At 67.5% G+C, this 19,043-nt stretch carries 10 protein-coding genes; 6 read left to right on the forward strand and 4 right to left on the reverse strand.

Annotation, left to right across the window (positions count from 1 at the left end):
• Positions 1-6: 6 nt before the first annotated feature.
• Positions 7-678 (reverse strand): cholesterol catabolism transcriptional regulator KstR, encoded by a 672-nt coding sequence (gene kstR, locus A5648_RS11940; RefSeq protein ID WP_064856083.1) that lies wholly within the window; start codon positions 676-678, stop codon positions 7-9.
• Positions 679-895: 217 nt separating this feature from the next.
• On the opposite strand from kstR, the gene A5648_RS11945 reads away from it, so the two are divergent.
• Genes A5648_RS11945 through glgB form a run of 3 tightly spaced genes read left to right on the forward strand, consistent with a single transcriptional unit; the run spans position 896 to position 7,478 of the window.
• A complete protein-coding gene (locus tag A5648_RS11945) occupies positions 896-3,007 on the forward strand; it encodes an acyl-CoA dehydrogenase (protein ID WP_065024740.1) in 2,112 nt (703 codons plus the stop codon).
• Positions 3,008-3,064: 57 nt separating this feature from the next.
• Positions 3,065-5,239 carry an alpha-1,4-glucan--maltose-1-phosphate maltosyltransferase gene (locus A5648_RS11950; protein ID WP_065024741.1) on the forward strand — a complete coding sequence of 725 codons (2,175 nt, stop codon included), beginning with the start codon at positions 3,065-3,067 and terminating at the stop codon, positions 5,237-5,239.
• 7 nt (positions 5,240-5,246) lie between these two features.
• On the forward strand, positions 5,247-7,478 hold the full coding sequence (glgB, locus tag A5648_RS11955) for a 1,4-alpha-glucan branching protein GlgB (RefSeq protein WP_065024742.1): 2,232 nt from the start codon (positions 5,247-5,249) through the stop codon (positions 7,476-7,478).
• Here glgB and A5648_RS11960 read toward each other — a convergent pair.
• From A5648_RS11960 to malQ, 3 genes are read right to left on the reverse strand one after another with little or no spacing between them, the layout of a single operon-like run.
• A complete protein-coding gene (locus tag A5648_RS11960) occupies positions 7,465-8,826 on the reverse strand; it encodes a maltokinase N-terminal cap-like domain-containing protein (protein WP_065024743.1) in 1,362 nt (453 codons plus the stop codon). The two genes, glgB and A5648_RS11960, sit on opposite strands and share 14 nt — an antisense overlap.
• Entirely contained in the window at positions 8,823-10,622 is a 1,800-nt protein-coding gene (gene treS, locus A5648_RS11965) for a maltose alpha-D-glucosyltransferase (protein ID WP_065024744.1), read from the reverse strand. The genes A5648_RS11960 and treS overlap by 4 nt, the downstream gene beginning before the upstream one ends.
• A gap of 30 nt (positions 10,623-10,652) precedes the next feature.
• Positions 10,653-12,647: a 4-alpha-glucanotransferase gene (malQ, locus tag A5648_RS11970; RefSeq protein ID WP_065024745.1), complete on the reverse strand. Its 1,995-nt coding sequence runs from the start codon at positions 12,645-12,647 to the stop codon at positions 10,653-10,655.
• 171 nt (positions 12,648-12,818) lie between these two features.
• Here malQ and glgX point away from each other — a divergent pair, with 171 nt between their 5' ends.
• From glgX to treZ, 3 genes are read left to right on the forward strand one after another with little or no spacing between them, the layout of a single operon-like run.
• Positions 12,819-15,026: a glycogen debranching protein GlgX gene (gene glgX / locus A5648_RS11975; RefSeq protein ID WP_065024746.1), complete on the forward strand. Its 2,208-nt coding sequence runs from the start codon at positions 12,819-12,821 to the stop codon at positions 15,024-15,026.
• A 4-nt stretch (positions 15,027-15,030) separates the two neighbouring features.
• Positions 15,031-17,328, forward strand: a complete 2,298-nt coding sequence (gene treY, locus A5648_RS11980; protein WP_065024747.1) for a malto-oligosyltrehalose synthase — start codon at positions 15,031-15,033, stop codon at positions 17,326-17,328.
• Complete coding sequence (gene treZ / locus A5648_RS11985) at positions 17,321-19,042, forward strand: malto-oligosyltrehalose trehalohydrolase (protein WP_065024748.1); 1,722 nt, start codon at positions 17,321-17,323, stop codon at positions 19,040-19,042. The genes treY and treZ overlap by 8 nt, the downstream gene beginning before the upstream one ends.
• The last annotated feature ends 1 nt before the right edge of the window (position 19,043 follow it).

Consider the following 19,043-nt stretch of genomic DNA (forward strand, 5'->3'; position numbering starts at 1 on the left):
GTCGGGTCAGACCTTGGGGCGGTCGTCGTCGCCGATCAGCAGCCGGACCGCCAGGTCCAGCCGCGTGCTGAAGTCGGTGGCCGATGCTCGCCGGGTCAGCCAGGCGAGCAGGTTGGACAACCACACATCCGAGATCACCCGGGAGATGTGGTACTGCTCCTCGGTCGGCTCGCCATCGCTCATCGCCCCGGCGAACATCGAGTCGATCAGCTTCTGGACGTGGTCGACCTCACCGGCCGCCGACGCGTCGGCGAAGACGTAGGCCCGGGTCATGGCCTCGGTGAGCAGCGGGTTGCGCTGCATGGCGCGGTTGAGCTTGTTGACCACCAGGTTGAGCCGCTGGTGCCGGGTCATCTCGGCGTAGGTGGCCGGATCGGTCTTGGTCTCGACGCGGGCGATCTCGCGGCCCATCGCCGAGACCAGCAGGTGGACCTTCGACGGGAAGTACCGGTACAAGGTGCCCACGGCCACATCGGCCCGGTCGGCCACCGCACGCATCTGGACCGCGTCGTAGCCGCCTTTGGAGGCGATCGCCAGCGTCGCATCCAGGATGCGCTTGCGGCGTTCCCGCTGCGCCTCGGAGCCGAGGTCGGACTCGGTCAGCACAGCTACGCTGGTGACCTCGCGCGGCTGGGTCCGCGATCCGCGAGCTGGGTTGCTGTCGGCTGGTGACGACATGTGGGGGGCAGCTCCTTCAGTCGGCCTACTCGCCAGTAACGATACGCATCACGTAGCTGGATCTCGCGCTCCCAACATCGACGGGACGCGATGTGTCCTGCCACAACGGTTCGACTTGACGCTCGGACGCTGGCACTATTAGAACACGTTCTAGTGAGCGGGGTGGACTTCCTCACTCGCCGAAGTACAACACCGAGATCACCCGGAGGAGCCCAGCGTGTCCGTGACCATCAACGACGAACAGCTCGCCGCTCGTGAGCTGGTCCGCGACTGGGCCGCCGCAGCTGGCACCGCCGAGGCGATCCGTGCCGTCGAGCTGGGCCAAACCGATGCCTGGCAGCCGGTTTTCGCTCGCCTGGCCGACCTGGGCCTGTTCGGGGTGGCCGTCTCTGAGGAGTGCGGCGGCGCCGGCGGGCGGCTCGAAGACCTGTGCGCGATGGTCGACGAGGCCGCCAAGGCACTGGTTCCCGGTCCGGTCGCGACCACCGCGCTGGCCACTTTGGTGGTCACCGAGCCGCAGCTGGCCGAGGCCCTCGCGAACGGTGAACGTGTCGCCGGGGTCGCTATCGACGCCGACTTACAGCTCGACGCCGCGACGTCGCAGGTGTCCGGCACCGCCGAGCGGGTGCTGGGCGCAACCGCCGACGGACTGCTGGTGCTGCCGGCCGGGGAGAACTGGGTGCTGGTGGACGCCCGTGCCGACGGGGTGCAGGTCGAGCCGCTGACCGCCACCGATTTCTCTCGGCCGCTGGCGAAGGTGACGTTGACCGCCGCGCCCGCGGTCGTGCTCGAGGCCGGTAGCCGGGTGCAGAACCTGGTGGTTACGGTGCTGTCCGCCGAAGCGGCCGGCGTCGCCCGCTGGGCACTGGACACCGCCGTCGAGTACGCGAAGGTGCGCGAGCAGTTCGGCAAGCCGATCGGCAGCTTCCAGGCCATCAAGCACCTGTGCGCGGAGATGCTGTGCCGCGCCGATCAGGCCGCGGTCGCTGCGGCCGACGCGGCGTCTGCGGCATCCGATCCCGATGACCAGCAGTTCTCGATCGCGGCTGCGGTGGCCGCAGCCATCTGCATCGACGCCGCCAAAGCCAATGCCAAGGACTGCATCCAGGTCCTCGGCGGCATCGGCATCACCTGGGAACACGAGGCGCACCTGTACCTGCGCCGGGCCTACGGCATCGGCCAGGCCCTGGGTGGCGCGCAGTACTGGCTGCGCCGGGTCGCCGCGCTGACCCGGGCCGGGGTGCGGCGCCGGCTGGAGGTCGACCTCGGTGAGACCGCCGACGTCCGGCCCGAGATCGCCGCGGAGGCGGCCCGGATCGCCGCGCTGCCCGACGAGCAGCGCCAGGCGGCGCTGGCCACCTCGGGCCTCCTGGCACCACACTGGCCGGCGCCCTATGGGCGCGCCGCCGGCCCGGCCGAACAGTTGGTGATCGACCAGGAGCTCGCCGCGGCCGGTGTCGCTCGCCCCGACCTGGTGATCGGCTGGTGGGCGGCGCCCACCATCCTCGAGCACGGCACCGCCGAGCAGATCGAGCGGTTCATCCCTCCCACGCTGACCGGCGAGATCTTCTGGTGCCAGCTGTTCTCCGAGCCGGGCGCCGGCTCGGACCTGGCGGCGCTGCGCACCAAGGCGGTCAAGGTCGACGGCGGCTGGCGACTGACCGGGCAGAAGGTGTGGACCTCGCGGGCGGACGACTCGCAGTGGGGCATCTGCCTGGCCCGCACCGACGCCGACGCGCCGAAACACAAAGGCATCACCTATTTCCTGCTCGATATGACCGCCGAGGGCATCGACATCCGGCCGCTGCGCGAGATCACCGGTGATGCGCTGTTCAACGAGGTGTTCCTCGACGACGTCTTCGTCCCTGACGAGATGGTGGTCGGCAACGTCAATGACGGCTGGCGGTTGGCCCGCACCACGCTGGCCAACGAGCGGGTCGCGATCGCCGGCGGCACCGCACTGGGCAACCCGATGGAAGAGTTGCTCAAGGCCTTGGCGGATCGGGAGCCCGACACTGCCACCGACGACCGGCTGGCCCGGCTGATCATCGCCGCCCAGGCGGGCGCGCTGCTGGATCAACGCATCGCCCAGCTCGCCGTCGGGGGCCAGGACCCCGGCTCGGAGTCCTCGGTGCGCAAGCTGATCGGGGTGCGCTATCGCCAAGAGCTGGCCGAGTACCGGATGGATCTGACCGAGGGGGCCGGCGCCGTGGCCGGACGTGAGGTGCATGACTTCCTCAACACCCGCTGCCTGTCTATCGCCGGTGGCACCGAGCAGATCCTGCTGACTCTGGCCGCCGAACGGCTGCTGGGGCTGCCGCGGGGATAGCTTCCGCCCGCCGCGGGTACCCACTGTCGGAATCGCAGCCGACGAACGGAGTAGTGGGTGCCGGGCCGAATCGAGGTCGATGGCGTTACGCCGAGTGTGTCCTGTGGCAGGCAGCCCGCCAAGGCGGTGGTCGGAGAGGTGGTGCCGGTCACCGCCAGCGTCTGGCGCGAGGGACACGAGGTGGTCGCGGCGACGCTGGTGGTGCGCTACCTCGGGCCCGATTACCCGCGACCGTCGGGTTCATCCAGCGGTCCCAGTTTCGCCGCTCCTCCGTCGAGGCTCGCTGAACCGACAGGTTCATCCGGCGGTCCCAGCCTCGCCTCTCCTCCGTCGAGGCTTGCTGAACCGCCGGGCATGCAGGCCGACGGGCAGGAGGCCGTTGCCGCGTCTTGTCGGGGGAAGCCGTTGCTGCTGCCGATGAGCGTCGGTGCGCAGCCGTACGTCTTTCATGGCCAGTTCGTCCCGGATCAGGTCGGGTTGTGGACATTCCGGGTCGACGGCTGGACCGATTCCATCGGCACCTGGCGAGATGCGGTGGTCGCGAAACTGGACGTCGGTCAGGGCGAGGCCGAGCTGTCCAACGATCTGCTGATCGGCGCCGAGTTGTTCGACCGCGCCGCCGCCGGGGTGCCGCGCAGCAAGCGTGAGCCGCTGCTGGCCGCTGCTGCCGCATTGCGCGAGCCGGGAGACCCGGTGACCCGCTCGGCGCCGGCGTTGTCGGATCCGGTGTCCGAACTGCTCAACTGCTACGCACTGCGGGACCACTGCACCCGCGGACGGCAATATCAAGTGTGGGTGGACCGGCCGTTGGCCCGGTTCAGCGCCTGGTACGAGATGTTTCCGCGCTCCACCGGCGGATGGGATTCGGCGGGCGAGCCGGTGCACGGCACGCTGGCCACCGCCGCGTCGGAGCTACCGCGCATCGCCGAGATGGGATTCGACGTGGTGTATCTGCCGCCGATCCACCCGATCGGAAAGGTGCACCGCAAGGGCCCGAATAACAGCGCTGTCGCCGAACCGGGTGACGTCGGGTCGCCGTGGGCGATCGGCAGCGACGAGGGCGGCCACGACGCGGTGCATCCGGACTTGGGCACGCTGGAGGATTTCGACCGTTTCGTCGCCCGCGCCGGCGAGCTCGGTTTGGAGGTCGCCTTGGATCTGGCGTTGCAGTGCGCGCCCGATCACCCCTGGGCGCGTGAGCACCGGCAGTGGTTCACCGAGCTACCGGACGGCACGATCGCCTACGCGGAGAACCCGCCGAAGAAATACCAGGACATCTACCCGTTGAACTTCGACAACGACCCCGCCGGGTTGTATGCCGAGGTCTTTCGGGTGGTCCAGCATTGGATCAACCACGGGGTCAAGGTGTTTCGGGTCGACAATCCGCACACCAAACCGCCGGGCTTCTGGTCCTGGCTGATCGCGCGAATCAAATCAGCGGACCCCGATGTGCTGTTCTTGTCCGAGGCGTTCACTCCGCCGGTGCGCCAGTTCGGCCTGGCCAAGCTCGGCTTCACCCAGTCCTACACCTACTTCACCTGGCGCACCTCGAAGTCCGAGCTCGTCGAGTTCGGCGACGAGATCGCCGAGATCGCCGACTTCCGCCGCCCGAATCTGTTCGTCAACACACCGGACATCCTGCATGCCAGCCTGCAGCATCACGGCCCCGGCATGTTCGCGATCCGGGCGGTGCTGGCGGCCACGATGGGCCCCTCCTGGGGGGTGTATTCCGGCTACGAGTTGTTCGAACACCAGGCGCTGCACGAAGGCAGCGAAGAATACCTGCACTCGGAGAAGTACGAACTGCGTCCGCGCGACTTCGCCGCCGCAGTGCACGAGGGCAGGTCGTTGGAGCCGTTCATCGCACGCCTCAACGACATTCGCCGGCGCCACCCCGCTCTGGCGCAACTGCGCACCCTGCATTTTCATCACGTCGACAACGACGCACTGCTGGCCTACAGCAAGTTCGACCCGGTCAGCGGAGACGCGGTGCTGGTGGTGGTGACGTTGAACGCGTTCGCGGCCGAGGAGGCGACGTTGTCGCTGGACATGGCGGCGCTGGGGATGGAGCCCTACGAACGGTTCTGGGTGCGGGACGAGATCAGCGGGGAGGAATACCAGTGGGGGCAGGACAATTACGTCCGACTCGAGCCGAGTCGAGCGGTCGCCCATATCGTCAATATGCCCGTGATCAACGCCGGCACGCGGGCCGAACTGCTGCATCGGAGGTGAAAACCCGATGACCCGAAGCAAACCCACGCCGAAGCACGGACTCGACGTGGCGCCCGGGGAGGTCGACCGGTTGGTGTCCGGCGCGCACCATGATCCGCACGCGATCCTCGGCGCCCACGACGACGGCGAACGCACCGTGATCCGGACGCTGCGGCCGGGCGCGGCCGCAGCCACGGTGCTGGTGGGCGGCGACCGGGTGCCGATGCAACACCTGGGCAACGGGCTGTTCGCCGCGACATTGCCGTTCGCGGAGCTGATCGACTATCGGCTGCAGCTCGACTACCCGGACGTCGCAGAGCCCGAGATCGTCGCCGACGGCTATCGTTTCCTGCCCACGCTGGGCGAGATCGACCTGCACCTGTTCGCCGAAGGCCGGCACGAACGGCTGTGGGAGGTGCTCGGCGCCCACCCCCGCACGTTCACCACGCCGGACGGGACGGTCACCGGGGTGTCGTTCGCGGTGTGGGCGCCCAACGCCAAGGGAGTCGCTCTGATCAGTGACGTCACCGGCTGGGACGGTATCGGTGCGCCGATGCGGGTGCTGGGCTCTTCCGGTGTGTGGGAACTTTTCTGGCCCGGCTTCCCGGTCGGCGGCCTGTACAAGTTCCGGGTTCACGGCGCCGACGACGTCGTCACCGAGCGGGCCGACCCGATGGCGTTCGCCGCCGAAACGCCGCCGCAGACCGCATCCCGGGTCTCCACCAGCCGTTATACCTGGAGCGACGACGAGTGGATGAGCCGGCGCGCCACCGGGAATCCGGCATTCGAACCGATGAGCGTCTACGAAGTACACCTGGGGTCCTGGCGTCCCGGACTGAGCTATCGACAGCTCGCCACCGAGCTGACCGATTACGTTGTGGAACAAGGCTTCACCCACATCGAACTTCTGCCGGTCGCCGAGCATCCGTTCGGTGGATCATGGGGCTACCAGGTCACCTCCTACTACGCCCCGACCGCCCGGTTCGGCACGCCGGACGAATTCCGCGCGCTGGTCGACGCGCTGCACCGCGCCGGCATCGGCGTCATCGTGGACTGGGTTCCGGCGCACTTCCCGAAAGACGCCTGGGCGCTGGGCCGGTTCGACGGCACCCCGCTGTACGAGCACGCCGATCCGCGTCGTGGTGAGCAACTCGACTGGGGCACCTACGTGTTCGACTTCGGCCGCCCGGAGGTCCGCAACTTCCTGGTCGCCAACGCGCTTTACTGGCTCAGCGAGTTCCACATCGACGGGCTACGCGTCGATGCGGTGGCGTCGATGCTCTACCTGGACTACTCGCGGCCCGAGGGCGGCTGGACCCCCAACGTCCACGGCGGCCGGGAGAATCTGGAAGCGGTGCAGTTCCTGCAGGAGATGAACGCGACCGCGCACAAGTCGGCGCCCGGCATCGCAACCATCGCCGAGGAATCGACGTCGTGGCCGGGAGTGTCGAGACCGACCAGCCTGGGCGGGCTGGGCTTTTCGATGAAATGGAACATGGGCTGGATGCACGACACCCTCGCCTTCCTCGGTCACGACCCGGTGCACCGCTCCTACCACCACCACGAGATGACCTTCTCGATGCTTTACGCCTACAGCGAGAACTTCGTGCTGCCGATCAGCCACGACGAAGTGGTACACGGCAAGGGCACGCTGTGGAGCCGGATGCCCGGCGACGATCACGCCAAGGCCGCCGGGGTCCGCGGTCTGCTGGCCTATCAGTGGGCCCACCCCGGCAAGCAGCTGCTGTTCATGGGCCAGGAGTTCGGCCAGCGCGCCGAGTGGTCCGAGGAGCGCGGATTGGATTGGTTCCAACTCGATCCAGAGCAGCAGGCAGCGGGATTCTCGGCCGGAATCCTGCGCTTGACACGCGATCTCAACAGCATCTACCGCGAGCGTCCGGCACTGTGGAGCCAAGACATCAGCCCGGCCGGCTATTCCTGGATCGACGCCAACGACTCGGCCAACAACGTGCTGAGCTTCCTGCGCTACGGGACGGACGGCTCGGCGCTGGCCGCGGTGTTCAACTTCTCCGGGGTGGCCCACACCGGCTACCGCCTCGGGCTGCCGTTCGCCGGCCGGTGGCGCGAGCTGCTCAACACCGATGCGGTCGACTACTGCGGCGGCGGTGCCGGAAACCTCGGTGGCGTGGACGCCGTCGAGGAGCCCCGCCACGGCCGGCCGGCCTCCGCGGTGCTGGTGCTGCCCCCGCTGTCGGCGCTGTGGCTGGAGCCCGAAGCGCTCGCGATCACGCCGGGTTGACGGCGGTGAACCTGGTCAGCGCCCGCAGCGGAATCGGCAACCAGGAGGGCCGGTGCCGGGCTTCATAGCCGGCCTCATAGACCGCCTTGTCGATTTCGTAGGCGGACAGCAGCGCCACCGAGTCACGCGGGTCGGCGCCGGATTCGGCGGCGTAGCCGTCGCAGAAGGCGCTCTGACAGCGGTCCAGCCATTCCCGGGCGCGGGTGGCCAATTGCCGGTCCTGCCCGTCACGGGACAGGTCGGCCAGCTTGCCGTATGCGGCGTACTCATAGGACCGCAGCACACCGGCGACATCCCGCAGCGGCGAATCGGGCCGGCGGCGCTCGGCCAGCGGTGCGCCCGGTTCGCCTTCAAAATCGATGAGCAGCCAAGTGTTCGGGGTGCGCAGCACCTGTCCGAGATGCAGGTCGCCGTGTACTCGCTGCACGGTGATCTTCTCCCCGGCCAGCTCGCCGAAGCGCTGTTCGATGGCGGCGACGTGCGGGCGGATCTCCGGCACGGTCGCCGCCGTCGCCGACAAGCGTGACAGCAGAGCCTGCGCCGGAAAGTCCGCTTCCGCGGTTCCCAAGCTCTCGGCAAGCGTGCGGTGCACCGACGCGACCGCCTCACCGAGCCGGTAGGACTCGCCGGCGAAGTCGCCACCTACTTCGTAGGCGTAGAGATCGGCTTCGGCGAACAGATCGCGCACACTGGCGGTCGCCATCGCCCAGCCCTCGGCCGAGTTCACGGCGTATTCGCTGACCATGCCCAACGCGTAGGGCTCAGACTCGCCGGGCAACTCGATCCGGTAAGAGCCCAGCAACCGGGGCACGTGGGGGTTGGCTGCCTGACCGAGCGCCGCGTTCAACTCGATGTCGGGATTGATGCCTTCCTTCAGCCGGCGGAACACCTTGAGGACCGCCTCTTCCTCGACGATCACGCTGGTGTTGCTCTGCTCGGCTTCCGAGACCCGAGCGCCCGCCCCGGCCGGCAGCGCCGCCCCGGCCTCCGGTGTGAACGTGACGTCGCCACGCTGAGCCGACGAATCGATCAGCGACAACAAAATCCGAGTGGCCGCAGCGTCATACAGCGCGTCATAGGCGGTGCGACCACGATGGGTTCCGATCATCGCGACCTGTGCGTACTCCGGTGGCAGCTCCACATCCCAGCTGACGAGCACCTGGTAACGCTCGGAGGCGCCTTCGGTGTAGGCGACGTCGATCAGCACCAGATCCAGTCCGTCTTCCAGCGGCACCGTCAGGACGGGGTCTGCGCCGGCCAACTCCCGATTGCGCCCCGCGTACCAGCGCCGGGTCGCCATCCACTCCGCCCACGGCAGGTCCGCTGGTTCGCTGCTGCCACCAGTCATGACATGTCCTCCTTCGGCTCGCATGGCTCACACAGTTGAAACCAGTAGAAGCCGTATCCGGGCAGGGTGAGTAGATACGGGAGTTTTCCGATTCGGGGAAACTCCACGGACCCGGTCAGTTCCACCGGCGTGTGGCCGTCCCAGTGCTGCAGATTCAGCTCGATGGGCTGGGGAAACCGCGACAGGTTGTTGACGCACAAGACCGTAGCCCCGTCATCGTTGGCGAGTTCCCGCACGTACGCCAGCACTGACGGGTTGGATCCGCCCAATTCGCGGAACTCGCCGAGCGCGAATGCGTCGTACCGACGCCGAACGGCCAGCATGGTGCGGGTCCAGTTGAGCAAGGACGTCGACGTGTCGCGTTGTGATTCCACGTTGACCGACTGATGGCCATAGACCGCGTCTTGAATGGGAGGCAGGTAGAGGCGGCCGGGGTTGGCGGTGGAGAAACCGGCGTTGCGGTCGGGTGTCCACTGCATCGGGGTGCGCACCGCGTCGCGGTCACCCAGCCAGATGATGTCGCCCATGCCGATCTCGTCACCGTAGTAGAGGATAGGCGAACCGGGCAGCGACAGCAGCAGTGCGGTGAACAACTCGATCTGGTTGCGGTCCTTGTCCAGCAGTGGGGCCAGCCGGCGCCGGATCCCCACATTCGCCTTCATTCGCGGATCTTTCGCGTACTCGGCGTACATGTAGTCGCGCTCGTCGTCGGTGACCATCTCCAGGGTCAGCTCGTCGTGGTTGCGCAAAAAAATGCCCCACTGCGCCAGGTGGGGGATCGGCGGCGTCTGCGCCAGGATCTCCGAAATGGGGAAGCGTGACTCGCGGCGTACCGCCATGAAAATGCGTGGCATCAAGGGGAAATGGAATGCCATGTGGCACTCGTCGCCGCCGGTCGCCGGATCGCCGAAATATTCGACTACGTCCGACGGCCACTGGTTGGCCTCGGCCAGCAGCACCCTGCCCGGGAACTCGTCGTCGACCACCTTGCGGCAGCGTTTGAGGAAATCGTGTGTCTCGGGCAGGTTTTCGCAGTTGGTTCCTTCCCGCTCGAACAGATACGGCACCGCATCCAGCCGAAAACCGTCGATGCCGAGGTTCAGCCAGAACCGAAGCACGTCGAGCATCGCCTCCTGGACCGCCGGATTGTCATAGTTCAAATCGGGTTGGTGGGAGAAGAACCGGTGCCAGTAAAACTGCTTGCGCACCGCGTCGAACGTCCAGTTGGACTCCTCGGTGTCGACGAAGATGATTCGGGCTCCCGTGTAGCGCTCACTGGTGTCGCTCCACACGTAGTAATCGCCGTACGGGCCATCCGGGTCGTGACGGGACTGCTGAAACCACGGATGGCTGTCGGAGGTGTGGTTCATCACCAGATCGGTGATGACCCGGATGCCGCGCCGGTGCGCGGCGTCGATCAGTTCGACGAAATCATCGACCGTGCCGAACTCGGGCAACACCTTGTAGAAGTCCCGGATGTCATAGCCGCCGTCGCGCAGCGGCGAATCGTAGAACGGCGGCAGCCACAGGCAATCGACTCCGAGCCACTGCAGGTAGTCCAGCTGCTCGGTCAGGCCGCGCAGGTCACCGACGCCGTCCCCGTTGGAGTCGTAGAACGCCCGGACCAGCACCTCGTAGAACACCGCACGCTTGAACCAGACCGGATCCGCAGGCGGGGCCGCGGCATCGCCGAAGTCGTCGGCGGTGGGGTGTTCGACAACGCCGTCTTCGACGTGGCTACCTGCGGTGGGGTCGGGGAGGTCTTGACCAAACTCGTCGTCAACGTCGGCGGTCATGCTTCGACATGTACCCGATTCGCCACGCGATTACCTGCCGGATGCGTCATTGCGGCCTTCGCCGGCCGAGAAGATCGTCGCGGTGCGGGCGATTCTCGGGTCGGTGCGCAGCTGCTCAAGAGGCTCGGGCAGCGGCAGCCGCCAGTTCGGATATTCGTCGACGGTGCCCGGCAGATTGGGCTGACAGGGCTCGGCGAGCACGTCGTACGGGGAGACCAGTTTCAGCCGGCTCGGGGTGGCCGCCAAGAAGCGGTGCAGGGCGTCGATGATCTCCGGCTCACCCGGGTCGTCATGCTCGAGCAGCCCTTCGCCGCGCAGCAGTGCCAGCCATTCGGCTCGCTCTTTCTCGGCGGCGGTTTGCGCGGCGGCTACGTCGTCGAGCAGGCCCCGCTGGGCGCGGGCGCGCACGTGCTCGGCGCGCCAGAACCCGGCTGCGGTGGGCAGGTCGTGGGTGGAGATGCTGGCCGCCGCGCGCGGGGGCCACTTCGCCGGCGGCAGCAACGGCTGGCCGGGCGCCGCTTCGTCGCGGGTGAACCAGGCCACCGCGCAGCCCAGCATTCCGTTGTCGGCCAGGGCGCGGGTGACTTCCGGTTCGACGGTGCCCAGGTCCTCGCCGATGACGACGGCGTTGCCGCGATGCGCCTCCAGCGCCAGCACCGCGAGCATGACCTCGGCGTCGTAATGCACGTAGGTGCCGCGATCAGGGCTCTCGCCTGGCGGGATCCACCACAGTCGCCACAAGCCGGCGACGTGGTCGATGCGCACCCCGTCGGCGTGGGCCAGGACGGCTCGCAGCATGTCGCGCATCGCGGTGTAGCCGGTGTCCGCCAAGCGGTCCGGCCGCCAGGGCGGTAGAGACCAGTCCTGCCCACGAGGGCTGAACGTATCCGGGGGCGCGCCGACACTGGCCTCAACGGCCAGTACGTCGGCCAGGGCCCACGCATCGGCGCCGTCGGGATCGACGCCGACGGCCAAATCATGCAGCACCCCCGCCGCCATGCCCGAGTCGTGTGCGGCCTGCTGCACGACCTGCAGCTGTTCGGCGCAGCGTTGCTGTACCCAGGCATGAAACGCCACCCGCGGCGCGAGTTCGGTTCGGGCCGCCGCGACGGCGCTCCCGGCCGCGTCGTGCAGCGGCGCCGGCCAGGTCGTCCACCGAGCGCCATGGCGCTCGGCCAGCGCGCAGTAGGTCGCCCAGTCCCGCAACGCACGGCTGTCCGGCGCCTCGTCCAGCCCGGAGGGGCGGCCCTCGGCACGCCAGAGCAACTCCAGGGCTGCGCGTTTGGCCGACCACACCAGGTCGTAGTCGATGCGCGCGGTGTCCGCGGCGACCCGCAGCGCATCGATTTCCGCCCGGGTGGACGGGTCGGCGCGCCGATAGCCGTCGAGGTCACCGATGCACAGTGCCAGCGGGTTGGCGAATCGCCGGCTCGACGGCGTATACGGGGACGGCTGCACCGGATGCGTCGGCCCCGGCGCGTGCAGCGGGTTGAGCAGCACCGCTCCAGCGCCGTGTTCGGCGGCGGTCCACCTCACCCAATCCCGCAGATCGGACAGATCGCCGATGCCCCACGAGCGGGCGGACCGCAGTGCGTACAACTGCAGCATCCATCCCCAGGTCGCCGGGGCCTGCGGCACCCGGGCCGGAGCCGCCACCAGCGTGACCTGTTGGCCGTTGCGCAGCGCAAGGTCATACCAGCCCGGCGCCAGATCGGCGGGCAGTTCATCGTGCACCGCGCTGCGGGCGCCGTCCTCATCGACCAGCGCAACGGCGCCGAGCAACGGTTGGGGACGCCCGGTCACCCGCACCGCCACCGTGGGTGGCGACAGCCCCGCGCGGTCGCGTTCGTCCAGCCTGGCCAACTCATGACGGCAGTCGGTTTCGCTGCCGGCTTCGACATCGAGTAGCCGGAGCACCCGGATGACGACGTCGGCATCAACCTGCACCAGCTCGCGCCGCTCGTTGCGATAGGCGGTGGCTACGCCGTGGGCCGCTGCCAGCCGACACAGGTCATCAGAGACCACGACAACGCTTATACCCGGGTCGGGGGACTTTCAACAGCGGCTGCCGGGCGGTGCATCTGACCGTACTGTCGTAGACGGGCATAGTTTGACCGCTCGGCAGGCGGGTAGGCCACACTCGGCGGGAGTGCCGCAGCATCGAAGTACCGAAAGTCCTGACGAGATTGGGTGAATATGGCCGTTACCCGAAATCCGGCGAACGAGGTCACTGCTGCCAGAGACTCGCATGCGAACCCGCCGGTGTTGCGGAGCAGCTGGCCCGGCAGCAGCGCCCCGCTGGGAGCCGCCTACGACGGCGGGGGAACCAACTTCGCCCTGTTCTCCGAGATCGCCGAGCGGGTCGATCTGTGCCTGATCGACGAGCACGGTGAGCAGACCTGCATCCCACTCGACGAGGTGGACGGCTACGTCTGGCACGCCTACCTGCCGACGGTGGCGCCGGGACAGCATTACGGCTTCCGGGTGCACGGGCCCTTCGACCCGCCGGCCGGACACCGCTGCGACTCCAGCAAGCTGCTGCTCGACCCCTACGGCCGGGCGTTCGCCGGCGACTTCGACTTCGGTCAGCCGCTGTTCTCCTACGACATGACCGCCGGTGGCGACGCGCCGCAAGCCGAGACCCTGCCGATGATCGACTCGCTGGGGCACACCATGACCAGCGTGGTGATCAACCCGTACTTCGATTGGGCGTCCGATCGGCCGCCTAACACCCCCTACCACGAAACGATCATCTACGAGACCCATGTGAAGGGCATGACGCAGACCCATCCGGGCGTCCCGGAGGAGTTGCGCGGCACCTACGCGGGATTGGCTCACCCGGCCGTCGTCGACCACCTGCAGGCACTCAACGTCACGGCGATCGAGCTGATGCCGGTGCACCAGTTCATGCACGACGACCGCCTGCTGCAGCTGGGCCTGCGAAACTACTGGGGCTACAACACGTTCGGGTTCTTCGCCCCGCACAGCCAGTACGCGGCGAACCGGCAGCCCGGCGCGGCGGTCGCGGAATTCAAGACGATGGTGCGCACCTTCCACGAGGCCGGCATCGAGGTGATCCTCGATGTGGTCTACAACCACACCGCCGAAGGTAACCACCTGGGCCCGACCATCAACTTCCGCGGAATCGACAACGCCGCCTACTACCGGCTCGTCGATGACGACCGCAGCATGTATATGGATTACACCGGAACGGGAAACAGCCTCAACGCGCGCCACCCGCATGCGCTGCAGCTGATCATGGATTCACTGCGGTACTGGGTGACCGAGATGCACGTCGACGGGTTCCGCTTCGACCTGGCATCGACGTTGGCTCGCGAGTTCTATGACGTCGACCGCCTTTCGGCATTCTTCGACCTGATCCAGCAGGATCCGGTGGTCAGCCAGGTCAAGCTGATCGCCGAGCCGTGGGACGTCGGTGAAGGCGGATACCAGGTCGGCAACTTTCCCGGCCTGTGGACCGAATGGAACGGAAAGTACCGAGATACCGTGCGTGATTACTGGCGCGGCGAACCGGAGACGCTGGGGGAGTTCGCCTCCCGCCTCACCGGTTCGTCGGACCTCTACGAAGCCACCGGACGCCGGCCCGGCGCCAGCATCAACTTCGTCGTCGCCCACGACGGGTTCACCCTGCACGATCTGGTGTCCTACAACGAAAAACACAACGAGGCCAACCACGACGACAACACCGACGGCGAGAGTCACAACCGCTCGTGGAACTGCGGCGTCGAAGGCCCCACCGACGATCCGGCCGTTCTGGCACTACGGGCTCGGCAGATGCGCAACATCATGGCCACCCTGGTGCTGTCCCAAGGCACGCCGATGATCGCGCACGGTGATGAAATGGGCCGCACGCAGCACGGCAACAACAACGCCTACTGTCAGGACTCCGAACTGGCCTGGATGGATTGGTCGCTGACCGAGAAGAATGCCGACCTGCTGGCCTTCACCCGCCGCGTGACGCAGCTTCGCAAGGACCACCCGGTGTTTCGTCGCCGCCGGTTCTTCGAGGGCCGTCCGGTGCGCCACGGCGACGAGATCGGTGACATCGCCTGGTTCACCCCCGCCGGTCAGGCGATGAGCCAAGACGATTGGGACAACGGCTTCGACAAATGCATCATGGTCTTCCTCAACGGTGAGGCGATCCGCGAGCCGGACGCCCGTGGCGAGCGGGTGGTCGATGACTCGTTCCTGCTGTGCTTCAATGCGCACGACGCTGCGGTCGAATTCGCCGTTCCCGGCGCTGATTACGCCCAAGAGTGGACCGTCGAGCTGGACACTGCGGACTCGCCGGAGCCGGAGTTTCCGGCCGATCGAGCGGTGCAGGCCGGGAACGAGATACCCGTTGCGGGGCGTTCGCTGCTGGTCATGCGGAAAGTGCGCTGAGGCGATGGCGCGTCCGGTGCTGTCCACCTACCGCTTGCAGCTGCATGGCGGTGAAAGCGGTTTCGCGTTCACCTTCGCCGACGCCGAGCAGCTACTGGACTATTTCGACGAACTCGGTGTCTCGCACCTGTATCTCTCACCGATCATGACCCCGGTCAGCGGATCGGCGCACGGTTACGACGTCGTGGATCCGACCACGGTGTCTGCTGAATTGGGCGGGCCGCAGGGTCTGGCCCGGCTGTCAGCGGCAGCGCAGGCTCGCGGAATGGGTCTGATCGTCGACATCGTGCCCAATCACGTCGGCGTGGCAAAACCGGAGCAGAACCCGTGGTGGTGGGACGTGCTGAGGCAGGGGAGATCCTCGCCGTATGCGGCGTTCTTCGACATCGACTGGGAGCTCGGTGACGGCCGAATCATCCTGCCGGTACTGGGGTCCGACGCCGACGTCGCCGACCTGGCCGTTGACGGCGAGGTGCTGCGATTGGGCGATCTGGTTTTTCCGATCGCCGGCGGAACCGGCGTCGGCAGCGGGGCGCAGGTCCACGACCGCCAGCACTATCGACTGGTCGGGTGGCGTACCGGCACTTGTGGATACCGGCGCTTCTTTTCGATCACGTCGCTGGCGGGCCTGCGGCAAGAGGATCGGACAGTGTTCGATGCCTGGCACGCCGAGCTGTCTCGCTGGCTCGACACCGGGCTCGTCGACGGCGTGCGGGTCGATCACCCGGACGGGCTGTCGGATCCCGGTGGGTACCTGCAATGGCTGCGTGCGCTGGTGGGACCGGACGCCTGGATCGTGGTGGAAAAGATTCTTGCCGTGGATGAGTCGCTGGAACCGACCCTGCCGGTAGCGGGCTCCACCGGCTACGACGTGCTGCGGGAAATCGGCGGGCTGTTCATCGACCCCAACGGTGAGCCGGCCTTGACCGAGCTGTTCGAAACCGCCGGTGTCGATTACCGCGCGATGCCGACATTGGTGGTCGAACAGAAGGAGTTCGCGGCGTCGGCGACGTTGGGTAGCGAGCTGGCGCGGTTGCGCCGCTGTGTGGTGAGCATCACCGGCGTCGACCATCCGCTGCTGGCCGACGCCCTCGTGGCGCTGCTCGGTCAGGTCGGTGTTTATCGCAGCGACTACCCGGGCCTGGCGGCGAGACTGTCGGTGGCGCTGGCCGAAACTCAGTCGCAGCGACCGGAACTCGGTGAACCGCTTCAACTGGTCGCGGCCGCGATCGCCGGCGGCGGGGAATGCGCGGTCCGGTTGCAACAATTGTGCGGGGCGGTGACGGCCAAGGCGATCGAAGACTGCCTGTTCTACCGCGACGCGCGGTTGGTCTCGCTCAACGAAGTCGGCGGTGATCCGCAGTGTTTCGGGGTGGGGGCGGCCGAGTTTCATGATCGGGCCGCTACCCGGGCGCGGCGCTGGCCGCATACGATGACCACCCTGTCGACCCACGACACCAAACGCGGCGAGGACGTGCGGGCCCGCATCGGGGTGCTGTCGCAGGTGCCGTCGCTGTGGGCCGAATTCGTCGCCCGTTGGGAGGCCGTTGTCCCATCGCCGGATCTGGCGACCGGGCTCTTTCTGTGGCAGAACATTTTCGGGGTATGGCCGGTCGACGGCCAGGTGAGCACCGCACTGCGCGAGCGACTGCACGCCTACGCCGAAAAGGCCGTTCGCGAGGCGGCCCGGCTCACCTCATGGCACGACCCCGACACCGAGTTCGAGGCGGCGGTGCACCGCTGGCTCGATGACGTACTCGATGGGCCCATCGCGCAGCAGCTGACCGAACTCGTCGCCGAACTTGCTCCGCACATCGACAGCGACATCCTGGGCCAGAAGCTGTTGGCGTTGACCGTTCCCGGCGTTCCGGATGTGTATCAGGGCACCGAACTCTACGACGACAGCCTGGTCGACCCGGACAACCGGCGGGAAGTTGACTACGCCGCGCGCCGCGAGGCGCTCAAGGCGTTGCACCACCCGAAAATGCGGGTGGTCGCCGCGGCGCTGCGAATGCGGCGAGCGCGTCCCGACACCTTCCTGCACGGCGGCTATCACCCCGTGCTGGCGTCGGGCCCGGCCGCCGAACACGTCGTTGCGTTTCGCCGGGGCGCGGACGTGGTGGTGGCGGTAAGCCGTTGGACGGTGCGCCTGCCCGAGGAGCGATGGCGCGACACCGACATTGCGCTGCCACCCGGCACGTGGGCCGACGCCCTCTCCGGCTCCCGGCACCGCGGGCCGGCCCCGGCCGGCGAAGTGTTCTCCGAGCTCCCGGTCGCGCTGTTGGAGCGGGTCGATGACTGATTTCGCGGTCTGGGCGCCCAACCCCGCCGTGGTCGGCCTCGATATCGACGGGGTCACCTACCCGATGACCAAAGCAGACGGCGGCTGGTGGCAGACGAGTGTGGAGGCGCCGCCTGATGCCCGCTACGGGTATCTGATCGACGACGACCCGCAGGTGCTGCCGGATCCGCGGTCTGCGCGCCAACCCGACGGCGTGCACGCCCGCTCGGCGTTGTGGGATGCGGCCGGTCTGACTTGGACCGACGACGACTGGGCCGGGCGAAAGGTCGAAGGTGCGGTGATCTACGAGTTGCACATCGGCACCTTCACTGCGGCCGGCACCTTCGACTCCGCCATCGAGAAGCTGGATCATTTGGTCGATCTCGGCGTCGACTTCGTCGAACTGATGCCGGTCAACGCCTTCTCCGGAACACACGGCTGGGGATACGACGGTGTGCTGTGGTACGCGGTGCATGAGCCCTACGGCGGCCCGGATGGCTTGGCGCGCTTGGTCGATGCCTGTCACGGCCGCGGCCTGGGCGTGCTGATCGACGCCGTTTTCAACCACTTCGGCCCGTCCGGCAATTACCTGCCCCGCTTCGGGCCGTACCTGTCGGAGGCACGCAACCCGTGGGGCGACGCCATCAACATCGACGGCGCCGACTCCGACGAAGTACGCCGCTACATCATCGACTGCGCGCTGCGTTGGATGCGGGTCTTCCACGTCGACGGGCTACGACTGGATGCCGTGCACGCGCTGGTGGACACCACCGCGATCCATATCCTCGAAGAGCTGGCCGCTGAAACCGACGCGCTGGCGGCCCAATTGGGCCGTCCGCTGGCGCTGATCGCCGAAAGCGACCGCAACGATCCCCGGACCATCTCCCGTCGCGAAGACGGCGGCTACGGGATCACCGCGCAATGGGACGACGATATCCACCACGCCATCCATACCGCCGTCTCCGGGGAGCGCCAAGGCTACTACGCCGACTTCGGCAGCCTCGCCACGCTGGCAACCACGTTGCGGCACGGGTTTTTCCATGCGGGCACCTATTCGTCGTTTCGCCGCCGGCGGCACGGTCGGCCGCTGCCGGACTCGCAGATTCCGGCGACCCGGCTGCTGGCCTACACCTGCACCCATGATCAGATCGGCAACCGGGCCCTGGGCGACCGGCCGTCGCAGAACTTGTCCGCCGGACAGCTCGCGGTCAAAGCCGCACTCGCACTCCTTTCCCCGTACACCGCAATGCTTTTCATGGGCGAAGAATGGGGCGCCCTGACCCCGTTCCAGTTTTTCACCTCGCATGAGGACCCGCAGGTGGCGCAAGCCACCGCCGAAGGCCGCAAAGCCGAGTTCGCCGAGCACGGCTGGGACGCCGAGGAGATCCCGGACCCGCAGGACCCCGAAACCTTCCAGCGCTCCAAGCTGGACTGGGACGAGGTCGACGGGCAAGGCCATGCGCACCTGCTCGACTTCTACAAAGCACTGATCAGGCTGCGCGGGCATGCCGAGCTGGCCGATCCCTGCCTGAGCCACCTCGAGGTCGACTATGACGAGGATCAGCATTGGATCGCCATGCGCCGCGGGCGAATCACGGTCGTCGGCAACCTGAACGAGGATGCGGTAGTCGTGCCGGTGCGCGGAGAGCTGCTACTGGCCTGGGGAGTACCGACATTCGAGAGCGACACCACCCGGCTGCCGGGACACTCGGTCGCGGTGCTGCAGACGGCGTGAC

Origin of the sequence: Mycolicibacter sinensis (assembly GCF_001673565.1) — a bacterium.
Lineage (GTDB): Bacteria > Actinomycetota > Actinomycetes > Mycobacteriales > Mycobacteriaceae > Mycobacterium > Mycobacterium sinense_C.